19 protein-coding genes and 2 pseudogenes are annotated in these 24144 nt (G+C 73.1%); 10 read left to right on the top strand and 11 right to left on the bottom strand.

Annotation, left to right across the window (positions count from 1 at the left end; translation table 11 throughout):
- Positions 1-30: 30 nt before the first annotated feature.
- Positions 31-1683 (bottom strand): AMP-binding protein, encoded by a 1653-nt coding sequence (locus AB0M39_RS29035; RefSeq protein WP_365368911.1) that lies wholly within the window; start codon positions 1681-1683, stop codon positions 31-33.
- Positions 1680-2444, bottom strand: coding sequence for an SDR family oxidoreductase (locus tag AB0M39_RS29040; protein WP_365368912.1), 765 nt, complete (start codon positions 2442-2444; stop codon positions 1680-1682). Before AB0M39_RS29040 ends, AB0M39_RS29035 begins: the two co-directional genes overlap by 4 nt.
- A 203-nt stretch (positions 2445-2647) precedes the next feature.
- Between AB0M39_RS29040 and AB0M39_RS29045 the strand changes: the two genes are divergently transcribed.
- From AB0M39_RS29045 to AB0M39_RS29055, 3 genes are all read left to right on the top strand, one after another.
- On the top strand, positions 2648-3919 hold the full coding sequence (locus tag AB0M39_RS29045) for a DUF1343 domain-containing protein (protein WP_365368913.1): 1272 nt from the start codon (positions 2648-2650) through the stop codon (positions 3917-3919).
- Positions 3920-4032: 113 nt separating this feature from the next.
- Positions 4033-5370, top strand: coding sequence for an erythromycin esterase family protein (locus tag AB0M39_RS29050; protein WP_365368914.1), 1338 nt, complete (start codon positions 4033-4035; stop codon positions 5368-5370).
- Positions 5371-5525: 155 nt separating this feature from the next.
- The gene (locus AB0M39_RS29055) at positions 5526-6839 is read left to right on the top strand and encodes a serine-threonine protein kinase (RefSeq protein WP_365368915.1); all 1314 of its coding nucleotides are present in this window, start codon (positions 5526-5528) and stop codon (positions 6837-6839) included.
- Positions 6840-6947: 108 nt separating this feature from the next.
- Here the strand turns inward: AB0M39_RS29055 and AB0M39_RS29060 are convergent, their stop codons facing one another.
- Positions 6948-9773: a penicillin acylase family protein gene (locus AB0M39_RS29060; RefSeq protein WP_365368916.1), complete on the bottom strand. Its 2826-nt coding sequence runs from the start codon at positions 9771-9773 to the stop codon at positions 6948-6950.
- A gap of 428 nt (positions 9774-10201) precedes the next feature.
- Between AB0M39_RS29060 and AB0M39_RS29065 the strand changes: the two genes are divergently transcribed.
- Both AB0M39_RS29065 and AB0M39_RS29070 read left to right on the top strand, forming a co-directional pair.
- On the top strand, positions 10202-10813 hold the full coding sequence (locus AB0M39_RS29065) for a hypothetical protein (protein WP_365368917.1): 612 nt from the start codon (positions 10202-10204) through the stop codon (positions 10811-10813).
- Between the two features lie 160 nt (positions 10814-10973).
- A pseudogene (locus tag AB0M39_RS29070) lies at positions 10974-11295 on the top strand (3-keto-5-aminohexanoate cleavage protein); the annotation flags it as partial.
- 45 nt (positions 11296-11340) lie between these two features.
- Here the strand turns inward: AB0M39_RS29070 and AB0M39_RS29075 are convergent.
- Entirely contained in the window at positions 11341-12102 is a 762-nt protein-coding gene (locus tag AB0M39_RS29075; RefSeq protein WP_365368918.1) for a hypothetical protein, read from the bottom strand.
- A gap of 137 nt (positions 12103-12239) precedes the next feature.
- On the opposite strand from AB0M39_RS29075, the gene AB0M39_RS29080 reads away from it, so the two are divergent.
- Positions 12240-13310: an RNA ligase (ATP) gene (locus AB0M39_RS29080; protein ID WP_365368919.1), complete on the top strand. Its 1071-nt coding sequence runs from the start codon at positions 12240-12242 to the stop codon at positions 13308-13310.
- 482 nt (positions 13311-13792) lie between these two features.
- On the opposite strand, the gene soxR is transcribed toward AB0M39_RS29080, so the two are convergent.
- The gene (gene soxR / locus AB0M39_RS29085; RefSeq protein WP_365368920.1) at positions 13793-14260 is read right to left on the bottom strand and encodes a redox-sensitive transcriptional activator SoxR; all 468 of its coding nucleotides are present in this window, start codon (positions 14258-14260) and stop codon (positions 13793-13795) included.
- 103 nt (positions 14261-14363) lie between these two features.
- Between soxR and AB0M39_RS29090 the strand changes: the two genes are divergently transcribed.
- Positions 14364-14825 (top strand): MaoC family dehydratase, encoded by a 462-nt coding sequence (locus tag AB0M39_RS29090; protein ID WP_365368921.1) that lies wholly within the window; start codon positions 14364-14366, stop codon positions 14823-14825.
- Here AB0M39_RS29090 and AB0M39_RS29095 read toward each other — a convergent pair.
- Together AB0M39_RS29095 and AB0M39_RS29100 are read right to left on the bottom strand one after the other, a co-directional pair.
- Complete coding sequence (locus tag AB0M39_RS29095) at positions 14816-15439, bottom strand: TetR/AcrR family transcriptional regulator (protein ID WP_365368922.1); 624 nt, start codon at positions 15437-15439, stop codon at positions 14816-14818. The genes AB0M39_RS29090 and AB0M39_RS29095 overlap by 10 nt on opposite strands.
- A gap of 105 nt (positions 15440-15544) precedes the next feature.
- Positions 15545-16696 (bottom strand): acyl-CoA dehydrogenase family protein, encoded by a 1152-nt coding sequence (locus tag AB0M39_RS29100; RefSeq protein WP_365368923.1) that lies wholly within the window; start codon positions 16694-16696, stop codon positions 15545-15547.
- Between the two features lie 62 nt (positions 16697-16758).
- Here AB0M39_RS29100 and AB0M39_RS29105 point away from each other — a divergent pair, with 62 nt between their 5' ends.
- From AB0M39_RS29105 to AB0M39_RS29115, 3 genes are all read left to right on the top strand, one after another.
- Positions 16759-17403, top strand: a complete 645-nt coding sequence (locus AB0M39_RS29105) for a TetR/AcrR family transcriptional regulator (protein ID WP_365368924.1) — start codon at positions 16759-16761, stop codon at positions 17401-17403.
- 469 nt (positions 17404-17872) lie between these two features.
- Complete coding sequence (locus tag AB0M39_RS29110; protein ID WP_365368925.1) at positions 17873-18574, top strand: winged helix-turn-helix domain-containing protein; 702 nt, start codon at positions 17873-17875, stop codon at positions 18572-18574.
- A 32-nt stretch (positions 18575-18606) separates the two neighbouring features.
- Entirely contained in the window at positions 18607-19635 is a 1029-nt protein-coding gene (locus tag AB0M39_RS29115; protein ID WP_365368926.1) for a DMT family transporter, read from the top strand.
- Here the strand turns inward: AB0M39_RS29115 and AB0M39_RS29120 are convergent.
- From AB0M39_RS29120 to AB0M39_RS29135, 4 genes and pseudogenes are all read right to left on the bottom strand, one after another.
- Complete coding sequence (locus AB0M39_RS29120) at positions 19541-20956, bottom strand: MFS transporter (protein WP_365368927.1); 1416 nt, start codon at positions 20954-20956, stop codon at positions 19541-19543. The genes AB0M39_RS29115 and AB0M39_RS29120 overlap by 95 nt on opposite strands.
- A 297-nt stretch (positions 20957-21253) precedes the next feature.
- The gene (locus AB0M39_RS29125) at positions 21254-22333 is read right to left on the bottom strand and encodes a zinc-binding dehydrogenase (protein ID WP_365368928.1); all 1080 of its coding nucleotides are present in this window, start codon (positions 22331-22333) and stop codon (positions 21254-21256) included.
- 19 nt (positions 22334-22352) lie between these two features.
- On the bottom strand, positions 22353-23747 hold the full coding sequence (locus AB0M39_RS29130; RefSeq protein WP_365368929.1) for an aldehyde dehydrogenase family protein: 1395 nt from the start codon (positions 23745-23747) through the stop codon (positions 22353-22355).
- A 95-nt stretch (positions 23748-23842) separates the two neighbouring features.
- Positions 23843-24144, bottom strand: a pseudogene (locus AB0M39_RS29135) (sugar ABC transporter ATP-binding protein); the annotation flags it as partial.

Genomic DNA, 24144 nt, shown 5'->3' on the forward strand with positions numbered 1-24144 from the left:
CGCACCTGCCTTTCGTTCAATTGTCCGGTCCTACGCCGGGGAACGCAGTTCCCGCCTGAGGATCTTCCCACTCGTGGTCTTCGGCAGCTCCGGCAGGATCTCTACTTCCCGCGGGTATTTATAGGCCGCCAGCCGCTCCTCACAGTAGGAGGAGAGCTCGGCGGGCAGCGCCTGTGCCCCCGGGCGCAGGCTGACGTACGCCTTGACCGTCTCGCCGCGGTACGCGTCGGGCACGCCGACGACGGCCGCCTCGCGCACCGCCGGGTGGGTGTACAGCACGTCCTCGACCTCGCGCGGCCAGACCTTGAAGCCGGAGGCGTTGATCATGTCCTTCTTGCGGTCGACGACGTAGAGCCAGCCGTCCGCGTCCATGAAGCCGATGTCGCCGGTGCGCAGCTCCCCGTCGGGGAACGCCTCCGCAGTCGCCTCCGGCAGCCGCCAGTAGCCGGGCACGACCTGGGGGCCGCGGACCGCGATCTCGCCCTGCTCGCCGAGGGGCACGTCCTCGCCCTGCTCGTCGACGATCCGCACGAGCGTGTCGGGTCCGGGCACGCCCACGGAGAGCGTGCCGGACGCGGGGTCGACGGGCGCCTCGTGCTCGGGGGGCACGGACGCGCAGGGGGCGGTGCACTCGGTGAGGCCGTAGCCGTTGCGGAGGTAGTGGCCGAAGCCGGCGTGGAACTTCTCGACCAGCGCGGGCGGCACCGGCGCGCCTCCGGAGGAGATGAGACGGAAGGAGGCGAAGTGGGCGCGGGTGGCGGCGGGGTGGGCGGCGAGCGCCATGAAGGCCGTGGAGGGGCCGACGGTGTAGGCGGGCCGGTGCTCGGCGAAGGCGTCGAGCACGACTCCCGCCTCGAAGCGGTAGGCGAGCGCGAGCGTGCCCGCGTTGGCGAAGCAGACGGCGAGCTGGCAGACCATCCCGGTGATGTGGAAGAGGGGCGCGAGCGCGAAGTAGGTGTCGCCCTCCTCGACGGGGTGGCCGGTGCGCTGGCGCTCGGCGTTGTAGCAGATCCCGCCGTGGAGGTTGAGCGCGCCCTTGGGCGCGCCGCTGGTGCCGGAGGTGTAGCTGATGAGGGCGGTGTCGGCGGCGGTGAGCTCGCGCTCGGCGGGGGCCGGCAGGCCCTGGCGGGCCACGGTCAGCAGGTCGTCGGCGTCGTCCGGCACGGGCAGCCGCTCGAAGCCGAGCACCCGCTGGTCGTCGCGGGTCTGCAGGTCGAGCTCGCAGGCGGTGACGGCGACGCGCACGGGGCTCGCGGCGGCGGTCTCCCGCAGATACGTCTCCCAGGCGCGGTCCGAGCAGATCAGCGCGGTCGCCTCGGAGTCCCGCAGCACATGCGCGACCTCGGCCGCCTTGTACATCGGGTTGAGCGGGACGACGGTCGCGCCCGCCTTCCACGCGCCGAGGAGCGCGAGGACGAAGTGCGGGGTGTTCTGGAGCATGACGGCGACCCGGTCGCCCTTGGCGACGCCGCGCGCGGCGAGGCGGCCCGCCACCGAGTCGGACAGCTCGTCGGTCTCGCGGTAGCCGAGCCGTCCGTCGAAGTAGGCGAGGGCGGTGCGCTCGGGGGCGCGCGCGACGGCGGCGCGGAAGGCGTGCACGACGGTCTCGGGCGGCGTGACGGGGGCGCGTTGGGCGTCGGTGAGCCGGCCGAGCCAGGGCTTGGCGGCGTAGATCGGGGTCACTCGCCCGCCCCCTCCCACTTCTGCTGGATGTGGTTCATGGAGCCCAGCCAGCGGTCCGGGGAGGCGGCGCGCACCTGGTAGTACCCGGCGACCTCGGGATGCGGCAGGATCAGGAAGCGATCGGACTCGATCCCCTCGAACAGCGCGTCGGCGACGTCCTCGGGCTCGACCGCGGTGGGGGCGAGGACGAGCTCGCCGGCGGATCCGGCCGCGGTGAGCATGTCCGTCCGCACGCCCTGGGGGCAGATCGCGTGGACCTTGAGGCCGCGGTGGCGGTAGGTGAGGGAGAGCCACTCGGCGAAGGCGTACGCGCCGTGCTTGGAGACGCTGTACGGGGCCGCGCCCACCATGGTGAGCAGGCCTGCGGCGGAGACGGTGGAGACGAAGCGGCCGCTGCCGCGCTCCAGCCAGTCGGGCAGCAGGGTGCGGGCCGCGCGGACGTGCGCCATGACGTTGACGTCCCAGGCGGCGGCCCAGACCGCTTCTTCGGCGAAGGCGTCGCCGGGCGAGGCGAGTCCGGCGTTGGCGCAGTAGACGTCGACGACGCCGTCCAGCGCGTCGCGGGCCTCGGCCACGATCTCGGACGCGTCGCCGACGACGGCCGTCGCGCCTATCTCGTCGGCGACCTCCTTGGTCTTCGCCGGGTCGATGTCGTTGACCACGACCCGGGCGCCCTCCGCCGCGAACCGGCGGGCCAGCGCGGCGCCGATGCCGCCTCCCGCGCCCGTCACCACAACTCCAGCGCCCTGCAACTGACTCATCTGAGCTCCGCCTCTCTGCGTGCCGGCCACCCCAGCAGACTAACCAGTCGGTATGTAGTGGGGGAAGGGGGCGCCGTCCGCGCCGGGCCGCGCGCTCGCCCGCGCAACACACCCGCGATGCGCGCTGCCGGGGTCGTTCCCCGCGCCCGGGGTGCGCGCTAGCGTGCGTGGCCATGACAGACGGCGAACGCGGAGGTAGCTCGATGAGCCTGTCCAGACGGGGTCTGCTGGCCGCCGGCGGCGCGGTGGGGGCGCTGGCCGCGTCCCCCTCTCCCGCGGGAGCGCTGCCGGCGGCGGACTCCTCCGACCGCTCGGGCGCGGCGGGCCGTGCCCGGGTGCGCACCGGCTTCGAACGGCTGGCCGCGGACGGCTACGCGCGGCTGGCCGGCGAGCGGGTCGGAGTCGTGACCAACCCGACCGGGATCACCCGGGACGCACGGCACATCGTGGACGTGATGCACGCCGACGACCGGGTGAGCCTGATCGCCGTCTTCGGCCCCGAGCACGGCTTCCGGGGCACGGCCCAGGCGGGCGGCTCGGAGGGCCGCTACGACGACCCGGCGACCGGGCTGCCGGTCTACGACACGTATCTCAAGAGCGGGCAGCCGCTCGCCGACGTCTTCACCGCGTCGGGCGTGCAGACGATCGTCTTCGACATCCAGGACGCCGGGGCGCGCTTCTACACGTACATCTGGACGCTGTACGACTGCATGCAGGCGGCCGCCCTCGCGGGGAAGCGGTTCGTCGTGCTGGACCGGCCGAACCCGGTCACCGGGCGCGCCGCGCTCGGGCCCGTCCTCGACAAGGCGTTCGCGACCTTCGTGGGCCGCGAGCCGATCTCGCAGGCGCACGGCATGACGGTCGCCGAGCTGGCCCTGCTGTTCAACGGCGAGTTCCTGACGACGCCGGTGGAGCTGGAGACCGTACGGATGTCGGGGTGGCGGCGCGCCGACTTCTTCGACGAGACCGGCCTGCCCTGGGTCCCGCCGAGCCCGAACATGCCCACCCCCGAGACCGCGCTGGTGTACTCGGGCACCTGCCTCTTCGAGGGCACCAACCTCTCCGAGGGCCGCGGCACCACCCGCCCCTTCGAGCTGCTGGGCGCGGAGGGGATCGACCGCCGCTGGGCCGAGGCGGCGAACGCCCTGGAGCTGCCGGGCGTCCGCTTCCGCGAGGCGTACTTCGCACCGACCTTCTCCAAGTTCCAGGGCAAGACGGTCGGCGGGGTGCAGCTGCACGTCCACGACCGGGAGGCGTACGACCCGGTGCGCACCGGCGTCGGCCTGCTGGTGACGGCGAAGCGGAGCTGGAGCGGCTTCGCCTGGCGGCACGACAACTGGATCGACAAGCTGACGGGCTCGACGAAGGTCAGGACCCTGATCGACGCGGGGGCGGGCGCCGACGAGGTGGCGGCGGCCTGGAAGGACGAGCTGGCGGCGTTCAAGGCGGTCCGCAAGCGGTATCTGCGGTACTGACCCGGGGGCCGGGGAGACCAGGGGGGACCGGGGGTAACCGGGGGGAATCCCCACCTCGGGGAGGGGAGCTGGCAGGCTGGCCCCGACCCCCCGGCCGTCGAGACCCTTGATCCATGGACTCGTACACCGGCCTTCGGATACGGCGCACGCTGCTGCTCGTACTCGCCCTCGCCCTCGCTCTCGGCTCGCTCGCCGTGGCGGCGCCCGCTCCGGCGCGAGACAGAACCGGGCCCGCCGCGGACGATCCCGTGCGCGCGCTGGCGCGCGCCGCCCGTCCGCTGGCCGACCTGCGGCCGCTGGAGCAGGCGATCGGCACGGCGAGGATCGTGGGCGTCGGCGAGGCGACGCACAACTCCCGGGAGTTCTTCCGGTTCAAGCACCGGCTCTTCCAGGATCTGGTGGAGCGCCAGGGGTTTACCACGTTCGCGCTGGAGGTCAACTGGAGCGCCGGGCTGCGGATCAACGACTATGTGCTGCACGGCAAGGGCGACCCGGTGCGCATCATGCGGGAGGAGTTCCAGAACGCGTATCTCATCTGGAACACCCGCGAGTACCTGGATCTGATCCGCTGGATGCGCCAGCACAACCTCCGGCGCCCGGACCGCCCGGTGCAGTTCATGGGCAACGACCTCGCCTACGCGGGACCGCGGCTCTTCGACGCGGTGACGGCGTACGCCGACGAGCGCTATCCGGCGCTCGCCCCGCAGATCGCCCGCCTCTACCGCGCCTCCCGGCCGACCGCGGGGGTGGACGCCTCCATCAAGGCGTACACGGCGAAGCCGCTCGCCGAGCGCCGGGCGATGGCGAAGGACGTGCGGCGGGCCCTGGCCCTGCTGGAGGAGCAGCGACCCGGCCCCGACCGCGCAGAGCACGCCTGGGTCCTCCAGCACGCGCGGGCCATCGCGCAGACCGGCACGGAGTTCTCGTACGACTTCCAGGACGCCGGGCAGGTCGCCGAGGCGATGGCCTACCGGGACCGGTCCATGGCCGAGAACACCGTGTGGTGGCAGCGGCAGACCGGCCACCGCATGCTGCTCTCCGCCCACAACGGGCATGTGGCGTACGAGGCGAGCGATCCGGCGGGCGACCCGAAGCCGCAGGGCGCGGTCCTGCGGGAGCTGGTCGGCGACGCGTACACGAACATCGGCTTCACCTTCGGCCAGGGCTCGTTCAGCGCCTTCGACACGAGCGACCCGGCCGAGCCGCTGCGCCGCTTCGAGGTCGGGCCGCCCGAGAAGGGCTCCCATGAGCACACCCTGGAGCGGGTGGCGCGCGGCGACTACTACCTCGACATGCGGACGGCGCCGCCCGCTGCGCGCGCGTGGCTGAGCGTGGCCCGCCCCGTGCGCAGCATCGGCGGCTGGCCGGACGCGCCGGAGCCGCTGGCTCTGACCGCCTCGTACGACGTGCTGGTCCACCTCCACCGGATCACGGCGGCCGACCGGCTCTGACCGCGCCCCCGGAGACTGGCTCCAAGTGATCTCCCACGGACCGGCTCTGACCGCTCCGGGACCGACAATGGCCGACATTCGCCGCAGGTATGGCCGTCCCTCCCTTCCCGCAGGATGCTGTGCACAGCGCGGGACACCACGGGGAGGGGCAGGTCATGCCGGAGATGAGTGTGCGGCCTTACCGAGAGATAACGTTCGACAAGGACGGCGACGTCGACACGGCGCAGCGCGACCGTTTGGCGCAAATGGACGTCACGGACCTGGTGATGTTCGCGCACGGCTGGAACAACTCGCCGGCCGTCGCGAACCGCCTCTACTCCGCCTTCTTCGCCCCTTTCCCGGGGCTCCTCGGACCGTCGGCGAGCCGGCTCGGATACGCGGGGGTGGTGTGGCCGTCGATGAAGTTCGTCGACGAGCCGATCCCCGACTTCCGCCCCTCGGCCGCGTCCGACTGGGGGGACGCCGTGGACCCGACGCTGGACCGGGAGACCGCGCAGGCGCTCGTGGACTTCTTCCCCGGGCACGCGGGGACGGTCGCGCGGCTGTCCCAGCTGCTGGCCCAGCAGCCGGAGTCCGAGGCCGCGTTCGCGGAGTTCGGGAGACTGGCACGGCAGTTGGCCGAGGTCCCCGCCGGGGGGCTGGAGGCGCCGTTCACCGACGACCTGCCGTGGGACGAGCAGGGCCCGCCGGCCGTGCTGTACGAGAACACGCTGACGATGTGCCGCAAGTTCGCCCTCGCGCTGGAGGAGGCCGGCGCGGTCACCAAGGAGGAGCCGGCGCTCTGGTCCTCGCCGTTCGACGGGGGCCTCGGGAGGATGTGGAAGGGCGCGAAGGAGCTGCTGCGGCAGACCACGTACTACGCGATGAAGCGCCGCGCCGGCACGGTCGGGGAGCTGGGGCTCGGCCCGCTGCTCGGCCAGCTGGCTCGTTCGTCGCCGCAGGTGCGGGTGCATCTGGTCGGGCACAGCCAGGGCGCGCGGCTGGTCGCGTTCGCGCTGCGGGGGCTGCCGGACGGGGTGCGGAACGTGAAGTCGGTGACGCTGCTTCAGGGGGCCTTCTCGCACTACGCGTTCGCCGCGAGCCTGCCGCACGCGGCGCACGGCTCGGGGGTGCTGCGCGATATGCAGCACCGGGTCGACGGCCCTGTGGTGGCCTGCTACTCCCGGCACGACAGCGCGCTCGGGGTGATCTATCCGCTGGCCTCCAGCCTCGCCGGGGACACCCACAGCGTGGCGGGCTTGGACCGGCGGTGGTGGGCGATGGGGCACGACGGCATCCAGGCGGTCGAGCGCACGGCCCGGCTGACCCTGGAGGAGGCGCTGCGCTCGGGGATTCCCGCCTCGGGATGCGTCAGCGTGGACGCCGCGTCGGTGGTGCGGCGCGGCGGGCCGCCCTCCGGAGCGCACAGCGACATCTGCCATGCGGAGCTGGCGCGGGTGGTGCTGGCGGCTGGCCGCATCGGCCGTTGAGCGCGACCGTGTGCGGGGGGCGTACGGCGACTGCTCGGCGCCGTACGCCCCGCCGCTCGGATGATCAGCGCCCTGCGGCCGGGCGGCGGACGGTCAGCTCATCGCGCCTCACCGGTGCGCCGGGAACTCGACGACCTGCTGGTACGTCGGCCGGTTCTGCCAGTTGACCGCCGGGTGCGTGATGCCGCCCAGCGCCCGGTGCATGATCGCGTCCGCGCACCACTGGTCGCCGGCGCCGCAGCTCGCGTCGCCGGGGTAGACCTCGTTCGCCGGCTTCGCCGCCGCCCGCTTCAACGTCGTGAGCAGCGCGTCACGGCAGACGGCGAGGTCGCCGCCGCCGCAGTACGTCTTCGCCAGCGGGCCCTGCACCTGCCGGCCGAGGACCTGGCGCAGGTCCTTGTCGGCGAAGGCCCACCAGCCGGTCTGGAAGGCGGACCCGCTGTGCCCGCCCGTCGCGCCGTGGTTGGCCGCCGGGGACTCGTCGACCGGCAGGTTCCCGGTCAGCGCCTGGTAGAGCGCGTCGCCGAGGCCGGGCTTGAACTCGGCCTCGATCAGCAGAGGCCACCAGGCGTCCATGATCCGTACGGCGTCGGGGTGGGTGTAGCGGTGCGATCCCGGGGCGGTCTCCTTGCGCTGCGACCCGGCCGCCCGCCAGGTCTCCAGCTGCTGGATCGCCGCCTGTGCCTGCGGATCGGAGACGGGCTGGGAGCGCAGCACCTCCAGCAGCTCGGGCAGCAGCTGCTCGCCGCGCAGATCGGTGACTCCGGCCTCCGCCATCGCCCGGGTGAGCGAGGCGCGGGTGACCCCGCCGGCCGCGACGAGCGCGGCGACCCGGTCGTCGAGGAGGTCGCCGCGGTGCACGGACCCGAAGCCGAAGCCCGCGGTGGCGTACCCCTTGGCCTGCCGGTTGTTCCAGGAGATGTAGTAGTCCTGGCCGATGGACTGGGGGTGCTCGGCGAACGGCGTGTACGCGGCGGTGTTCGCGGCCGGGTCGAAGTCCTGCCACTCGTACTGCCGCTCCGCGGCCACCGGGAGCGCCGGGTCGACGTCCTTTGCCCGCACGGGGTTCTTGCCGCTGTTGAAGTAGGCGGCGGTGCGGGAGTCGGCGTAGAACCAGTTGAAGGCGTAGTCGATCTGGTGGGCGGCCTGCTGGAAGGACTGCGCGTCGGTCGTGAACGACGGGTCGTTGAGCATCTGGAAGCCGATGATCGAGTCGGCCTCGTGGTGGTAGGTGCTGCGCAGCGAGGTGTAGGCGACGGGCTTGCCGCCGACCTTGGCGCGGTGGGTGACCATGCCGTACCTGGTGCGCCAGACCTGGAGCCGGTAGGAGCCGGCCGCGGTTCCGTCGGCGACCGTGGGCTTCCAGGCGTTGCGCTTCTCGAGCTTCTCCATCGGGGTGCAGACCCCCCGGTAGAGATAGTGGACGTCGTCCTGGCAGAGCTCGATCGCGTAGGTGTCGGTGATGTCCTGTCCGGCCGAGGTGGCCGACCAGGCGTAGTCCTGGCCGCGGCCCATCTGGACGTACATGCCGACGCCGGCGAAGGAGACGCCGCGGGCGGAGATGCCGGGGCCCTGGAGCTCCTGGAGCATCATCAGCTGGGGCGCGAAGTAGCCGGTCTGCGGGCCGAACACGGCGACCGGGTTGCCGCTGGCGGTGTGCTCGCCGGAGACGAGGAGCGCGTTGGACATGCCCCGTCCGCGGCCGAGCGAGCCGGGCGCGATCACGCCGTCGTCGAACATGCCCTGCGCCGGCTCGAGCCTCTTGGGGGCGCGCACCGGGGACTTCGCGCCGGTGCCGGCCGAGCCGGTGCGGTCGTAGACAAGCTGCTCGGGCACCACGGTCCCGGGGTCGGGCATCGCGGTTCCGCGGGGGGACGCGGGCTTGTTGGCGTACGGGAAGCTCGTGCCGTCGTTCACGGTGAGGACGGCTTCGGGGTCTTCGCGCTGCCGGAAGGACTCCCAGACCCTGGTGCCCTCGACGAGGCCGTGCTTCTGCTGGGCGGCGAGCAGGGAGAGCGCGGCCTGCACCTCGCCGCCGCCTCCGCCGCCGAACTGGCCGCCGACGACCGACGCGATGGCGATGAGGTCGCTGAGGGTGAAGGGCTGGATCTCGCCTGCGTTGGTGATGGCGTCGACGTGGCCGGTGAGGACGTACTCGCCGGGGAAGTAGCGGCCGTTCTTGGACTGGACGCGGTAGGCGTTGATGCCGTCGACGTACGCCTGGGCGTCGGCCATGGCCTGTTCGCCGCGCGGGCCCTCGGTGGTTCTGATCCGTTCGATCTGGGCCTGGTAGTCGGCCTCGGTGTACGGGGCCTGCGGCCAGAACTGCTGTTCCAGGCCCTGGTTGGCGAGGGCGCCGCCGGCGAACGAGGTGAGCTCGCCGCGGCCTATGTGGCGGAAGAGGTCCATCATCCACAGCCGGTCCTGGCCGGCGGCGTAGCCCGCGCCGAACTCCGTGCCGTAGCGGGTCGTGCCCTTGATATGGGGGACGCCGGTCTTCTTGTCGCGGGTGATGGCGACGTCGGCGCGGGGCCTGGCGACGGACTCGACCTGGCCCGCGGGGACGCCGAAGGAGGCGTCGTTGAAGAAGTCGGTGAGCTTGGCGTCGGTGAGCCCGCCGTAGCCGCCGACCAGGGAGTCGTAGCGGCCGAGCTGATCGGAGCTGTGGGCGGGCCGGGTGCCGAAGACGCGGTGGGCGAGTATCTGGGCGAGGGTGGCGTTGCCGTTCTGGCCGGGCGGCAGGATGTCGGCGCACTTGCCGCCGCACAGGTCGTCGTCGGCGGCGGTGGCGGTGGCGGATGCGGTGGGGAGTGCGGTGGGGGGTGCGGGCTTCGCAGCGGCCGTGGCCTGTGGCAGGGGGGCCAGCAGACCGGCGGCGAGCGCGAAGGCCGCGGCGGCGGTGGCGGCTGTGAGTCTTCCGTTGCGTCGTCGCATGGATGCTCCTCGGGGAGGCCGATGCGCGGGAGGTTACTGGCGGTACGACCCGTCAGTAAGGTGAACATGCGTCACCTTTTCCGAATCGCCACAAGGGGCCGAGGGAAGCGGTCCGTTGAGCCCGTACGGCGGCCCGGGACCGGGCTCCGAAAGGGCGATGCGCTCGCGCAAACCCGCCCCATGGACCATTCGCCGCCAAAAATCCCCGTCCGCCTCCCGCCGCCGGCCGCAAGCACTTACTGTTCCCGCACCCGCTGTTCAGTGCGGTGAGGGCCGCCCCCGCCACGCCCGGCGCCATGGTCGATGTCCGGCCGAACTCCCGCCGTGTCCCACATGACGGACGCCATCGGATTTTCAATGGAGCCGGATCGGGCACACGTACGTCCATTCCATGACGCCGAAGTACCAGCGACGGAGGTGGCAGTGCGATGGCCGGTTTCCGGAGTCTCGCGAGACAGGTCCGCGACGCGCGGTGTGATCTGGCGCTCAGGCGCTACTCGCTGCGCAAGTGCCTGGAGCGATTCGCCCCTTATGGGCACCGGGCGACCTGGGATCATCTGTGCGCGAGGCACAGCATCGAGCCCGAGGACAGGGCCCCAGATCCGGCGCGGCTGGTGGCCGCGCTCGAGGAGTTGGAAGAGGCGCGGGCGGTCTGGCTCGCGTACGAGGCGAACTTCGCCGACCGCCGCAAGCGTGAGAAGCACGACGGACTGCGGCGACCAGGATTCATCGACGACTGGCACCGCCGGACCTGGGGCGGGAACGGGGTCGCTCGCTGCGACACCCCGGCCGCCCATCCGTCCGCGCCGCTCGGCGAGGTCCTGCGCCGGCTGATCGCCGCGCTGGAGGCCGAGCCGGGAGAGGCCTGCCCGGTGTGCGAGGGGACCGACATCGTGTGGCGGCGGGACCTGGCGTACGAGCCGTGGTTCGGGCCGGTGTGCACGGGGTGCGGCATCGTGGTGCCGCAGCCGGTGCTGACGTCCGACGCGGTGGCGGCGGCCAAGAGGGCAGGGCGCAAGGAACTGGCGTCGGTGGCGTAGCGGCCGTGCGCGTACGGGGGGTCTGGCGCGCGGGGGCGGACTACGGCGTCGCCGTTTCCCCGTGTCGCCGTCCCCATGTCGCCGGTCGCAGCCGCCCGCCGTGGTGGCCGCGACTTCGGCTCGACGCCCGTCGTCAGTGGCGGCTGCGACCATCGAAGGCGTGATCCAGGTCGCTCTGAACGGAACGCGGTCGGCCGCCGACGGCGCCGCCGTGCCGCTCTCGCCCGCCGCGCCGGCCGCCTCCGCCGCGCAGGCCGTCGCCGCCGGCGCGGTGGATGTGCACGTCCACCCGAAGACGCCGTGCGGCCAGGACACCCTGTCGCCCCGCGTCCTGGCGGAGGTTCCCACGGCGATACGGTCCGCGGCGGACGTCCCGGTCGGCGTGACCACGGGCGCCTGGGCCGAGCCGGATCCGGGCCGCCGCGTGGAGCGCGTGCGCACGTGGACCGTGCTGCCCGACCATGCCTCGGTCAAAGCCTGGAGGACGTGCTGTTCCTGCCGGACGGACGGCCCGCCGGGTCCAACGCTCAGCTCGTCTCCGCGGCGGTGGCCGAGTCGGCGTCCCTGCCGTAGTAGGCGTCCCATCGCTCGTCGTAGGGCAGGGGCAGCAGCCCTATCCTGCGCACCAGTTCCGGATCGGCGCCGTGCGCGGCGAGCCGGGGCCGGGCGACGTCGACCAGCCAGGCGACGAGCTCGTCGTCCGGCTGGTCCCGCTGCCAGTCGCGCCACTCCTCGATGACCGAGTCGTCGTAGAGCAGGTCCTGGATCCATTCCTCGGCCACGGACGCCAGGCGGTCGTCCGGGAGGCCGCCGGGGGGCTGCGCCGCCCAGTGGTCGAGGTAGGGGGTGAGCGAGCTGGTCGCCGTGACGCACATCTGGAAGACCTTCTCCACGGGATGGACCGGGTCCTCGTCGTGCAGATGCGCGTCCCACCATGCGAGGAGGAACCCGGAGACGGCGTCGCGCTGTTCGGCGGGCCACTGCTGCCAGCCGCTGGCGGCGAGCCCGGCGACGCTCCCCGTCCAGGCGTGGAGCTCGCCGGAGGCGAGGTAGGCCACGAGGTCCGGCAGCAGCCTGCGCATGGAGGCGGCGTGGTCGGTGAAGTGGTCCGCCACCTCGAGCAGGTAGTAGCCGACGGTCTCCACCGGGACCGTGACGTGCGGCGTCCGCAGCAGGGCGGTCTCCAGCGAGTTGTGGCAGTAGCCGCAGCCCTTCTCGTCGGGGCTGGTCATGCCGGCGAAGACGGTACGGACGCGGGCGACCGCGGCGGCGAGCTCGGTGGACGTCACAGGAGTTTCCTGACGGGACTCCGGGCGGACCGGGCCGGCCGAAGAGCGCGACGTTACCAGGGCGAAAACCAGTGGGCCAGTGGGATAGCCCGGCCGCACAGTAGGGCCCGTGAGCAAACCGCCCGAGGAGTCCTGACATGTCGACGCTGCGCGTCACCGCCGAGCAACTGACCATCCATGCGCATCCGAACGCGGACGTGCTCGAGCTGGCCCAGGTGGGCCTGTACCGAGCCGTCGTCGCCAAGGGCGCGTACCGCAGTGGCGACGTCGCGCTGTACATCCCGGAGCAGTCCGTGCTCCCGGCCGAGCTGGTCGAGGAGCTGGGGCTGACCGGGCGGCTGTCGGGCAAGGCGTCCAACCGGGTCAAGGCGGTGCGCCTGCGCGGCGAGCTGTCACAGGGGCTGGTGTGCCGGCCCAAGGCGCTCGCGGACGTGGACCTTGCGCAGGCCGCGGCCGACGGCACGGACTTCGCCGAGCTGCTGGCCATCACCAAGTGGTCCCCGCCGATCCCGCCGACGATGAGCGGGGACGTGGAGGCCGCGCCGGATCTGCTGCCCTGGGTGGACATCGAGAACATCCAGCGGTACCCGACGATCTTCGAGCCGGGCGAGCCGGTGGTGCTGACGGAGAAGCTGCACGGCTCCGCCTGCCTGCTGACGTACAGCGTGGCCGACGGCGGCCGCGTACAGGTCTCGTCCAAGGGCTTCGGCTCGAAGGGGCTCGCGCTCCAGGAGGACCCGCGCAATCTGTACTGGCGGGCGATCCACGGCCACGGCGTCGGCGAGGTCGCCGCGCGGCTGGCCGAGAAGCTGGGCGCGAGGCGGGTCGGCGTCTTCGGCGAGGTGTTCGGCGCGGGCGTGCAGGACCTCGGCTACGGCGCCAACGCGCGCTCGGAGGACCTGGGCTACGCCGTCTTCGACGTCTCGGCCGAGATCGACGGCGAGGTCCGCTGGCTGGACGCGGCGGAGCTGCTGGAGGGCGAACTGCCGCTGGCGCCGAGGCTGTACGAGGGCCCGTACGACATCGACAAGGTGCTGGAGCTGGCGACCGGCCGGGAGACCGTGTCCGGGCGGGAGCTGCATCTGCGGGAGGGCGTCGTGATCCGCTCGACGACCGAGCGCTACAGCCCGGTGGTGGGCGGTAGGGCGATAGCCAAGGCGGTCAGCCCGGCGTATCTGACCCGCAAGGGCGGCACGGAGTACGAGTAGATCCGTCGCCCCACGGAGGACGGGCCCGACACGGGGGTGCGGGCCCGTCTTCGCGTTGGGGGGGGCGGGGCGGTGCCGGGGGGGGGCGGCGGGTGGGTCTTCCCGGCTCGGGCGGCGGCTGGGTCTAGCCGGGCTCGGGCCGCGCTGGGGCTCGGCCTGCTGAGGGCCCGGCTCGGGCCCACCCGACTTCCAGCAACACCTGCCTAGGGCACCGGGCTTGGGCCGAGCGACTCAGCACGGCCTGCCGAGGCAGGCTTGGGCCCGCGCGGCTCCGGCCCGACGTGCGCCCCGCCCAGCTCAGCATTGGCTGCCGCGGCCGGGCATTGGGCCCAGCCCACCTCGGGCTCAACCCTGCTCAGGCCGCGTCGACTTCCAGCCGGCCTGCTGAGGGCATCCGATATGAGCCCCGGCGCGGCGCGGGCCCGGCTCGCTCGCATAATCTGCCTCCGCCCCGGCCAGCTCGCACCCCGCCTCCGCCCCCCCTACCGCTTCGGACGGCGTTCCGGCATGAGGCGGGAGCCCGCGATCCTCTCGCCGACCACGTCGTCCGGGTTGGACAGCACGCAGGTCTTCAGCGACAGGCAGCCGCAGCCGATGCAGTCGGTGAGGTGGTCGCGGAGTCTGCTGAGCTGCTTGATCCGCTCGTCCAGCTCCGTGCGCCAGGCCTGCGACAGCCGCGCCCAGTCCTCCCGGTCGGGCGTGCGCTCCTCGGGGAGTTCGGCCAGGGCCTCTCTGATCGTGGCGAGGGGGATGCCCACGCGCTGCGCCGCGCGCACGAACGCGACGCGGCGCAGCGCGTCCCGGCTGTAGCGGCGCTGGTTGCCGGTGGTCCTGCGGCTGCTGATCAGGCCCTTGGACTCGTAGAAGTGCAGGGCGGACACGGCCGCGCCGCTGCGCGCGGAGAGCTGGCCGACCGTGAGCTCGTGGATCTTCTCGGGAATCTGTGGCACTCCTCGGAGCCTACTGGTCGCCATCCGTTGACAGGAGCGCGCCCGCCCGACCATCCTGAGCAAGCGCTTAGACATCTTGGACGACAGGCAGGGGAGCACGCACATGGCAGAGCCGAAGATCTTCTCGTCCGCCGAGGAGCTGCGCGCCGGAGTCGGCGAGCAGCTCGGGCACAGCGACTGGCTGGAGATCGAGCAGAAGCGGATCGACCTCTTCGCCGACGCCACCGGCGACCACCAGTGGATCCATGTGGACCCGCAGCGCGCCGCGGACGGCCCCTTCGGCACGACGATCGCGCACGGCTATCTCACGCTGTCGCTGCTCCCGGTCTTCGTCCCGCAGATCATGCGCGTCGAGGGCATGAAGATGGGCCTCAACTACGGGAGCAACAAGGTCCGCTTCCCCGCCCCCGTGCCCGTCGGCTCGCGGCTGCGCGCGACCGCGACCCTCCAGAGCGTCGAGGACGCGGGCGGCGGCGTGCAGGTCACCGCGCTCGTCACCGTCGAGCGCGAGGGCGGCGACAAGCCGGTGTGCGTGGCCGAGTCGGTGTCCCGCTACTACTTCTGAGCGCCGACCATCCGCAGGACGAGGTCGGCGTAGAGCGCGCCGACCTCGTCGGGCGTCCGACGGCCCTGGGTGTTGAACCAGCGCGCCACGTCGATGCAGAGGGAGAGCACGGCCACCGTGGTGCCCCCCACGTCCGGCACGTCGAACTCCCCCGACTCCACGCCCTCGCGCAGGATGTCGCGGACGACGGCGTCGCTGCTGCGGCGCAGTTCGACGATCTCGGCGCGGTGCTCCTCGGAGAGCGCGTCCAGCTCGTACTGCACCACGCGCGCGGTGTCGTGCCGGCCGGCGTGCCAGCGGACGAAGGAGCTGACGGCGGCGGCGAGCCGCTCGGACGGCGTGCCGTCGCCCGAGGCCGCGGCCGAGAGGACCTCCAGCGCCTTGTCGTGACCGATGCGGCTGATCCGGTGGAGCAGCTCTTCCTTGGTCTTGTAGTGGATGTAGAGCGCGGCCGGGCTCATTCCGGCGCGGCCCGCGATGTCACGCGTGGTGGTCGCGTGGTAGCCGCGCTCGGCGAAGGCCTCGACGGCGGCGACCAGCAGCTTCCGCGCGGCCTCGGGCACGACCTCGCCCCACGGCATGTCCTCGCCGGCCGCTTCCTCCGCCGCACTCATCCTCGCCCCTTCCGTTCATCAGAACGCACACCATACCCCGAGGGTGAGCAAGCGCTTAGAGCCTGGGCGCGGCGGGGCGCGGCCCAGGCGACGGCGGAGCGCGGCTCAGAAGGCGGAGACGCCGGTCAGCGCGCGGCCGATGATCAGCTTCTGGATCTGGCTGGTGCCCTCGTAGAGGGTCATCACCCGCGCGTCCCGCAGCAGCTTGCCGACCGGGTACTCGTCGATGTAGCCGTAGCCGCCGAACACCTGGAGCGCGTTGCCTGCAGCGCGGACGGCGGCCTCGGAGGCGTAGAGCTTGGCCTTCGAGGCGGCGGTGGCGAACTCCTCGCCCCGGTCGACCAGATCGGCCACCCGCCAGGTCAGCAGCCGGGCCGCGTCCACGTCGACGGCGATGTCGGTGATCAGCTCCTGGACCAGCTGGTAGGAGGCGATCGGCTTGCCGAACTGCTCGCGCTCGCCGGCGTAGGCGACCGCCGCGTCCAGGGCGGCCTGGGCGATGCCGACGCAGCCGGCCGCGACCGACATCCGGCCCTTGGCCAGCGCGGACATGGCGATCGAGAAGCCCTTTCCCTCGGGCCCGAGCAGCGCGGAGGCGGGGACGCGGACGTCCTGGAGCACCAGCTCGGCGGTGGCCTGGCCGCGCAGTCCGAGCTTGCCGTGGACGGCGCGGCGGGTCAGCCCGGGGGCGTCGGCGGGGACGAGGAAGGCGGACACCCCCTTGTGGCCGGGCGCCTCGCCGGTGCGGGCGAACAGGAGCACGACGTCGGCCCAGGTGCCGTTGGTGATGAACATCTTGGAGCCGTTCAGGACGTACGAGTCGCCGTCGCGCACCGCCCGGGTGGCCAGGCTCCCGGCGTCGGAGCCGGTGCCGGGCTCGGTCAGGGCGAAGCAGCCGAGCGCGTCGCCCGAGGCGAGGCGGGGCAGCCACCGGCGCTTGTGCTCCTCGTCGCCCCAGGCGGCGATCGTCTTGGCGACCAGGCCGAGGGAGACGGAGACGATCCCGCGCACGGAGGAGTCGCCGCGCCCGAGCTCTTCGGTGACCAGGCAGTACGAGAGGTGGTCGCCGCCGGAGCCGCCGTACTCCTCGTCGATGGTCAGCCCCAGGAAGCCGAGCGCGCCCAGCTTCTTCACGATCGACTCGTCGACGCTCTCGGCCCGGTCCCAGGCGGCGGCGTACGGGGCGACCTCGCGGGCGACGAAGTCCGCGGCCAGCCGCCGGACGGCCGTCTGCTCCTCGCTGAGCTCCAGGTTCATACGTCACCCCTGCTTTAACTACCACTGCTAGTTTCTTCTGGGCAGGCCCTACTATGTGCCGCATGGCCCGACCGCGCAAGCCCCTCCTCAGCCGAGAACGCATCGTCGAGACGGCGAGCGCTCTCGTGGACGCCGAGGGCCTGGACGCGGTCTCCACGCGCCGCCTCGCCGCGCAGCTCGGGGTCAGCGGGCCCTCCCTCTACAACCACTTCCGCAACAAGGACGAGATCCTCGACGCCGTCGCGGACGCGGTCAGCGCACAGGTCGACCTGTCGATGTTCGAGGAGGGCGACGACCGCGACTGGCGCACCGCGCTGCACGACTGGGCGGTCTCCTACCGCGCGGCTCTGCGGGCCCACCCCAACACCGTTCCGGTGCTGGCCCGCGGCCCGGGCCGCCGCCCGGCGGGCCTCAAGGTGGCCGACGCGGTCTTCGGCGCGATGGTCCGCGCGGGCTGGCCGCCGGCCCAGGCGACCCATATCGGCGCGCTGATGCGGTACTTCATCACCGGCTCGGCGCTGGGGTCGTTCGCGGGGGGCTTCGTGGACGACGCGTCGGCGTACGACCCGTCCGACTATCCGCACCTCGGCCAGGCGCATCTGCTCGCCGAGCGCCAGGAGAAGGTCGACGAGGGCGCGTTCGAGACCGGGCTGCGGGCGCTGCTGGACGGGCTCGCGGTCCAGTACGAGGCGCTGGCGCGCGCCTAGCGGTATGCGCCCCGCGGGCTGACGATCGCGCAGCCCGGCGATGGGCCCGCGGATCGCGATCGCGCAGCCCCGGCGATGAGCCCACGGTCCGCGATCATGCCGCCCCGGCGATGAGCCCGCGGCCCGCGATAGCGCCCCCGGCGATGGGCCCGCGGACTGACGATCGCGCAGCCCGGCGATGGGCCCGCGGTCCGCGATGACGCCCCCCGGCGATGGGCCCGCGGGCTGACGATCGCGCCGCCCAACGATGGGCCCCCCGCAGGCCGCGATCACGCCGGGCCCGCCGACGAACCCGCAGGCCACGATCACGCCGCCCCGGCGAAGGGCCCGCGGACCCCGATCGCGCCGCACGCCCACCGAGTCCTCGGACCACGATCGCACCGCCCCGCCGATCGCACCCCTGCCATCGAGCCCCCCGCGCCGCACACTTCGGCGCCCGCCGAACCATGCGTACGCCATCCTGGACGTCATGTCAGCCAGTGAACTCGCCGCGCTCGCCGGACTCCTCGCCGACGAGACCCGCGCCGCCTTCTGTCTCGCCCTGCTCGACGGACGGGCCTGGACCGCCGGGGAGCTCGCACGGCACGCGCGCGTCGCGCCGTCCACCGCCAGCGAGCACCTGGGCAAGCTCGTCTCGGGCGGGCTGCTCGCCGAGGAGCGCCAGGGCCGGCACCGGTATGTGCGGCTCGCCGACGAGCGCGTGGCCCATCTCGTCGAGGACCTCGCCGCCCACCGCGCGCCCGCGCCAGACGCGCGCAGCCGGCCGCGTTCGCTGCGGGCCGCGAGCGCGAGCAGCGCCATGGCGCGCGGACGGACCTGCTACGACCATCTCGCCGGGCGGCTCGGCATCGCGATCGCCGATGCGATGACCGAGCGCGGGCTGCTGCGGCAGGACACCGGGTTCGCGCTCACCGACCAGGGGGTGGGCTGGTTCGACGAGCTGGGCATCGCGCTGGAGGCGACGGGCCGCAGGCCCGTCGCGCGCGGCTGCCTCGACTGGACCGAGCGCAGGCCCCATCTCGCGGGCGTCGCCGGAGCGGCCCTGTGCCGGCACGCGCTGGACGCCGGATGGTGCGTACGGATCGGCTCCGAGCGCGCCGTGAAGGTGACGGCGGCCGGCGAGCAGGCGCTGGAGCGGGCGCTCGGCATCGCAGCGGAGACAGTGCGGTGAGCGCCGAACAGTCCGGGCCGTACGGTCTGCCCATGACGAACCCCTCGCACTCCCCCAGCCGTCCGCAGCGGCTCGCCCTCGCCGCCGCGGGCGTCACCGTCGTGCTGTGGGCCTCGGCCTTCGTGTCGATCCGCAGCGCCGGCGACGCCTACTCCCCCGGCGCGCTCGCGCTCGGCCGGCTGCTCGCCGGCTCGCTCGCGCTCGGCTGTGTGCTGCTGATACGCCGGGAGGGGCTGCCGCCGCGCGCCGCCTGGCCGGGCATCGCCGTCTCCGGGCTGCTCTGGTTCGGCGTCTACATGGTGGTCCTCAACTGGGGCGAGCAGGAGGTCGACGCGGGCACCGCAGCGATGGTGGTGAACATCGGGCCGATCCTGATCGCGCTGCTGGGGGCCCGTCTGCTGGGCGAGTCGCTGCCGCCGCGGCTGCTGGCCGGCATGGCGGTGTCGTTCGCCGGGGCGGTCGCGGTCGGTCTGTCCATGTCCGGCGAGGGGCACGCCTCGGTGCTCGGGGTGCTGCTGTGCCTGCTGGCGGCGGTCGGGTACGCGGGCGGGGTGGTGGCCCAGAAGCCCGCGCTCCGGCATGCGAGCGCGCTCCAGGTGACGACGTTCGGGTGCCTGGTCGGCACGGTGGCGTGCCTGCCGTTCGCGGGCCGGCTGATCGACGAGGCGGGGCGGGCGCCGGTGTCGGCGACCCTCAACATGGTCTATCTGGGCGTGTTCCCGACGGCGCTGGCGTTCACGACCTGGGCGTACGCGCTGGCCCGCACCTCGGCGGGCCGGATGGGCGCCACGACGTACGCCGTTCCCGCGCTGGTGGTGCTGATGGCCTGGATCGCGCTGGACGAGATCCCCGGCCTGCTCACCCTCGCGGGCGGCGCGCTGTGCCTGGCGGGCGTGGCGGTGTCGCGCTCGCGGACCAAGAAGGCCGCTCAGGCCGCGGGGGCCACAGACACGACACCGCCGGCGCTCACGCGGGGGCGGCCTCCGCAGGAGAGTCGGCCGCAGGAGGCTCGGCCGCAGGAGCCGGCGCCGGAGCGGCGGCCCGCGCGGCCAGGATCTTGATGGAGATCAGGGCGATGACCGCCAGGCCCATGATGTAGCCGGACACGGCCATCGAGGTGCCGGTCGCCTCCAGCAGCAGGACCATCACGAACGGGGCCAGGCCGCCGCCGAACACCGCCGCTATCTGGTAGCCGAGAGACGCGCCGGTGTAGCGCATCTCCGCGGTGAACAGCTCGGCGAACAGCGCGGCCTGGGGCCCGTACATGATGCTGAGGAAGCAGCTGGTGACGAAGGTGCCGACGCCCAGCCACAGCAGCGATCCGGTGTCGATCAGCAGGAACATCGGGATCGCCCAGACCAGCAGGCCGATCGCGCCCGCCGCGTAGATCCGCAGCCGGCCGACGCGGTCCGAGAGGGCGGCCGCGGCGGGTATCAGCGCCAGCTGGGTGAGGCTGACGCAGAGCGAGACGGCGAGAACGGCGCTGCGCTTCATGTCGAGTTCTCGGGTCGCGTAGTCGAGCACCCCGGTGATGATGATGTAGAACGCGGCAGTATTTACCGCGAACGACCCCCCGGCCAGGAAGACCGTGCCGAGGTGCTTGGTCAGGATCGTGCGCAGCGGCGACCGCGTCGTAGTCTGGCTCTTCTCCTGCTCCGCCAGGGCCCGTTCGGCCGCCCGGAACTCGGGGGTCTCCTCGACGCGGGTGTGGATGTACCAGGCCAGGCCCAGCACCAGGAACCCGACGAGGAACGGGACCCGCCAGCCCCATGCGGCGAAGGCGGAGTCGCTGGTCGCGGCCCCGGCGGCGAGGAAGACGGTGTTGGCGGTGACCACTCCGATGGGCACGCCGAGCTGGACCAGGGAGCCGTAGAGTCCGCGCTTGCCCTCGGGGGCGTACTCCGTGGCCATCAGCATCGCGCCGCCCCACTGGGCGCCGACCGCGATGCCCTGGAGGACGCGGAGCAGGACGAGCAGCACCGGAGCGGCGATGCCGATCGTCTCGTACGTGGGGAGCAGGCCGATTCCGGCGGTGGCGACGCCCATCAGGGTCAGCGCGAGGACGAGCATCGGCTTGCGGCCGCGCTTGTCGCCGAGCTGGCCGGCGATGATCCCGCCGACGGGACGGGCGAGGAAGCCGACGGCGAAGGCGGCGAAGGCGGCGAGCACGCCGGCGGAGGAGTCGCCGGAGGGGAAGTACAGGTCGCCGAGGACGAGGGCGGCCGCGATGCCGAAGACGAAGTAGTCGTACCACTCGACGGCGGAGGCGAGGGCCGCGGCGGTGGCGACGCGGCGGCGGTTGGGGTCGGCGGGGGCGTCGGCGGGCGCGGGGACGGACTCCGGCGTTTCGCCGGCGGGCGGGGAAGGGGATGCGGTGTCCATGCGTGCACACTCCGATTGGGTGCGGGGACGTGGAGTGCGGGGAACATACCGACTGGGTGGTATGGGGTCAACGGTTCTCACCGGAGTTGGTTCCCTCGCTGCTCGCACGGGCGCCCGGGCCCGGCTCCGCACGCGGAATTGAGGCGTCCGGGCAGCACTCGACGGCCGGACGGGGTGGGGCTCAGTCCGTCCGGCCGTCGTGCGGAAGCGGCCGGCGCGCTCTCGGCCGGAGCGGCCGAGGCCGCGCCGGCTGGAGCGCCGTCGCTCGGCGCCGCCCGCTAGAACACCAGCCGCCCGCTAGAACACCACCAGCGCCCTGCCGCCCCTGCCCGCCTCCATGGCGGCGAAGGCGGCCGGGATGCCCTCCAGCCCGATCCGCTCGGTCACCATCGACCGCAGGTCGAGCTGCCCGGCGCGCACATGCGCGGCGATGACCGGCAGGTCGCGCACGGGGTCGCTGTCGCCGTACACGCAGCCGGAGAGGGTGCGGCCCCAGTGGAAGAGCTCCAGCGCGTTGAACGCGACCTGCTGGTCCTTGCCGCCGATGCCGACCACCGTCGTACGGCCGCCGCGGCGGGTGGAGTCCCAGGCGGCGCGGATCGTGGCCGCGCGGCCCACGCACTCGATCGCCACGTCGGCGCCGAGCCCGCCGGTCAGACCGCGTACGTCCTTGGCGGTCCGGTCGGAGGCGACGACGTACTCGGTCGCGCCGGCGGCGCGCGCGAGCGCCTCCTTGTGCGGGGAGACGTCGACCGCGACGATCGTGGAGGCGCCCGCGATCCGGGCGGACTGCAGGGTGGCGAGGCCGACCCCGCCGACGCCGAAGACGACGACGGACTCGCCCTTGCGGACGCGGGCGGAGTGGTGGACCGCGCCGTAGCCGGTCAGGACCGCGCAGCCGAGCAGGGCGGCGTCCTCGATCGGGATGCCGTCGGGGACCGCCAGAACGCAGTCAGCGGCGACGACCGTCTCCTCGGCGAAGGCGGCGACGTTCAGGCCGGGGTGGAGATCCGCGCCGGCGGCGGTACGGGCGTAGACGCTCGCCGAGCCCGTCAGCGCGTCGGCGCAGAGCCAGACCTCGCCGATCCGGCAGTGGTGGCACTTTCCGCAGGAGGGCGCCCAGTTGAGGACCACCCCGTCGCCGGGGGCGACATGGGCGACCCCGTCGCCGACCGAGACGACGACGCCCGCGCCCTCGTGGCCGAGGACGCACGGGGTCGGCACCCGCATGGTGCCGTTGGACAGGGAGAGGTCGGAGTGGCAGACCCCGGCGGCGACGAGGCGGACCCTGACCTGGCCGGGGCCAGGTTCGGGCAGTTCGATGTCGGTGATCTCCAGCGGAGATCCGACGGCGGGCAGTACGGCGGCGCGGACCATGGCGAGTGAGGCTCCCGGCTCAGAACTGGAGGGACTTGGTCTGGAGGTACTCGGCCAGGCCGTGCGGCCCGAGCTCGCGTCCGACCCCCGACTGCTTGTAGCCGCCGAACGGGGCGAGGTGGTTGAACCGGCCGCCGTTGACGTCGACCTGGCCGGTGTCCATCCGGCGGGCGAAGGCGACCGCCTCGGCGTCGTCCCCGGCCCACACCGCGCCCGCGAGGCCGTACACCGTGCCGTTGGCGATCCGCAGGGCGTCCTCCTCGTCCTCGTACTTCAGGAGGGAGACGACCGGGCCGAAGATCTCCTCCTGCGCGATGGCCATCTCGGGGGTGACGTCGGCGAAGACGGTCGGCTGGACGTAGTAGCCCTTGTCCTGCGGGGCCTCGGGGCCGCCCGCGACGATGCGCGCGCCCTCGGCGACGCCCTTCTCGATGTAGCCGCGCACCCGGTCGCGCTGCTTGGCGTTGACGAGCGGGCCGATCCGGTCGCCGGGGACGTACTTGGCGACCGCGGCCGCGGCGAGCTCGACGGCCTCGTCGTACTGGTCGGCGTGGACCAGCATCCGGGTCCAGGCGCTGCACGTCTGCCCGGAGTTGGACATGACGTTGGCGATCCCCACGCTCACGGCCTTGGCCAGGTCGGCGCTGGGCAGGACGACGTTGGCCGACTTGCCGCCGAGCTCCAGGGCGACGCGCTTGACGGCCGCTCCGGCCGTCGCGCCGATCTGCCGGCCGACGGCGGTGGAGCCGGTGAAGGAGACGAGGTCGACGCCTTCGTGCTCGGCGAGGGCCTGTCCGGCGACCGGGCCGAGGCCCGTCACGAGGTTGAACACCCCGGCGGGCAGGCCCGCCTCGTCGACGGCCTCGGCGAAGAGCTGGGCGGTCAGCGGGGTGTCCTCGGCGGGCTTGAGCACGATGGTGCAGCCTGCGGCCAGGGCGGGGGCGGCCTTGGCGACGATCTGGTGCAGCGGGTAGTTCCAGGGCGTGATCGCGCCGACCACGCCGACCGGCTCCAGCAGCACGGTGGAGTTGCCGATCCTCTCCTCGAAGGAGTACGAGGCGGCGAGGTCGGCGTACGAGCCGGCGACCCGCACGGGCAGGCCCGTGTGCACGGTCTGCGCGAGCGCGAGCGGCGCGCCGAGCTCGGCGGCGACGGTGGCCGCTATCTCCTCCTGGCGCGCCGCGAGCACATCGCGCAGCGCGGCGATCTTCGCGGCGCGCTCGGCGGGCGGGGTGGCCGCCCAGCCGGGGAGCGCGGCGCGGGCGGCCCGTACCGCCGCGTCCACGTCGTCCGCGGTTCCGGCTGGGACATGGCCGATGACCTGCTCGTCCGCCGGATTCACCACCGCGATCACATCGGGTCCGGCGGCGGGCCGCCACTGACCGTCGATGTACATCCCGTCGTGAGCCTTCATCGCACTCCTCCAGAGCCTGCGGCAGTCGTCCGCACCCCAAACTAGCGGTGTTAGTTTTTGACCGCCAGGGGCACCCTGGAGCGTAACGAAGACCCTCAGGCGTCCAGCCCGGGGAGGTCGGCGGGCGCGGGGCAGATCCTGCGGCCGTGGTGGTCGAAGACGTACAGATGGGCGAGGTCGACGAGGAGCGGTATCTGCGCGCCCGTCCGCAGGCGCATATCGGGACCGGTGCGTACGACCAGATCGCTTACGGCGACGGCCGAACGCTCGTAGGCGACCTCCCCAGGCGGCTCGGCGGACGGCGGCGCCTCGGCGAGCGCGACCGGCGACCCCGACACCTGAGCGACGGCCCGCCGCCGCAGCCGGGTCAGCACGCCCGCCCCGCCGCCCGGTCCGC

The organism is Streptomyces sp. NPDC051907, from assembly GCF_040681075.1.
In the GTDB taxonomy this organism is placed as follows: domain Bacteria; phylum Actinomycetota; class Actinomycetes; order Streptomycetales; family Streptomycetaceae; genus Streptomyces.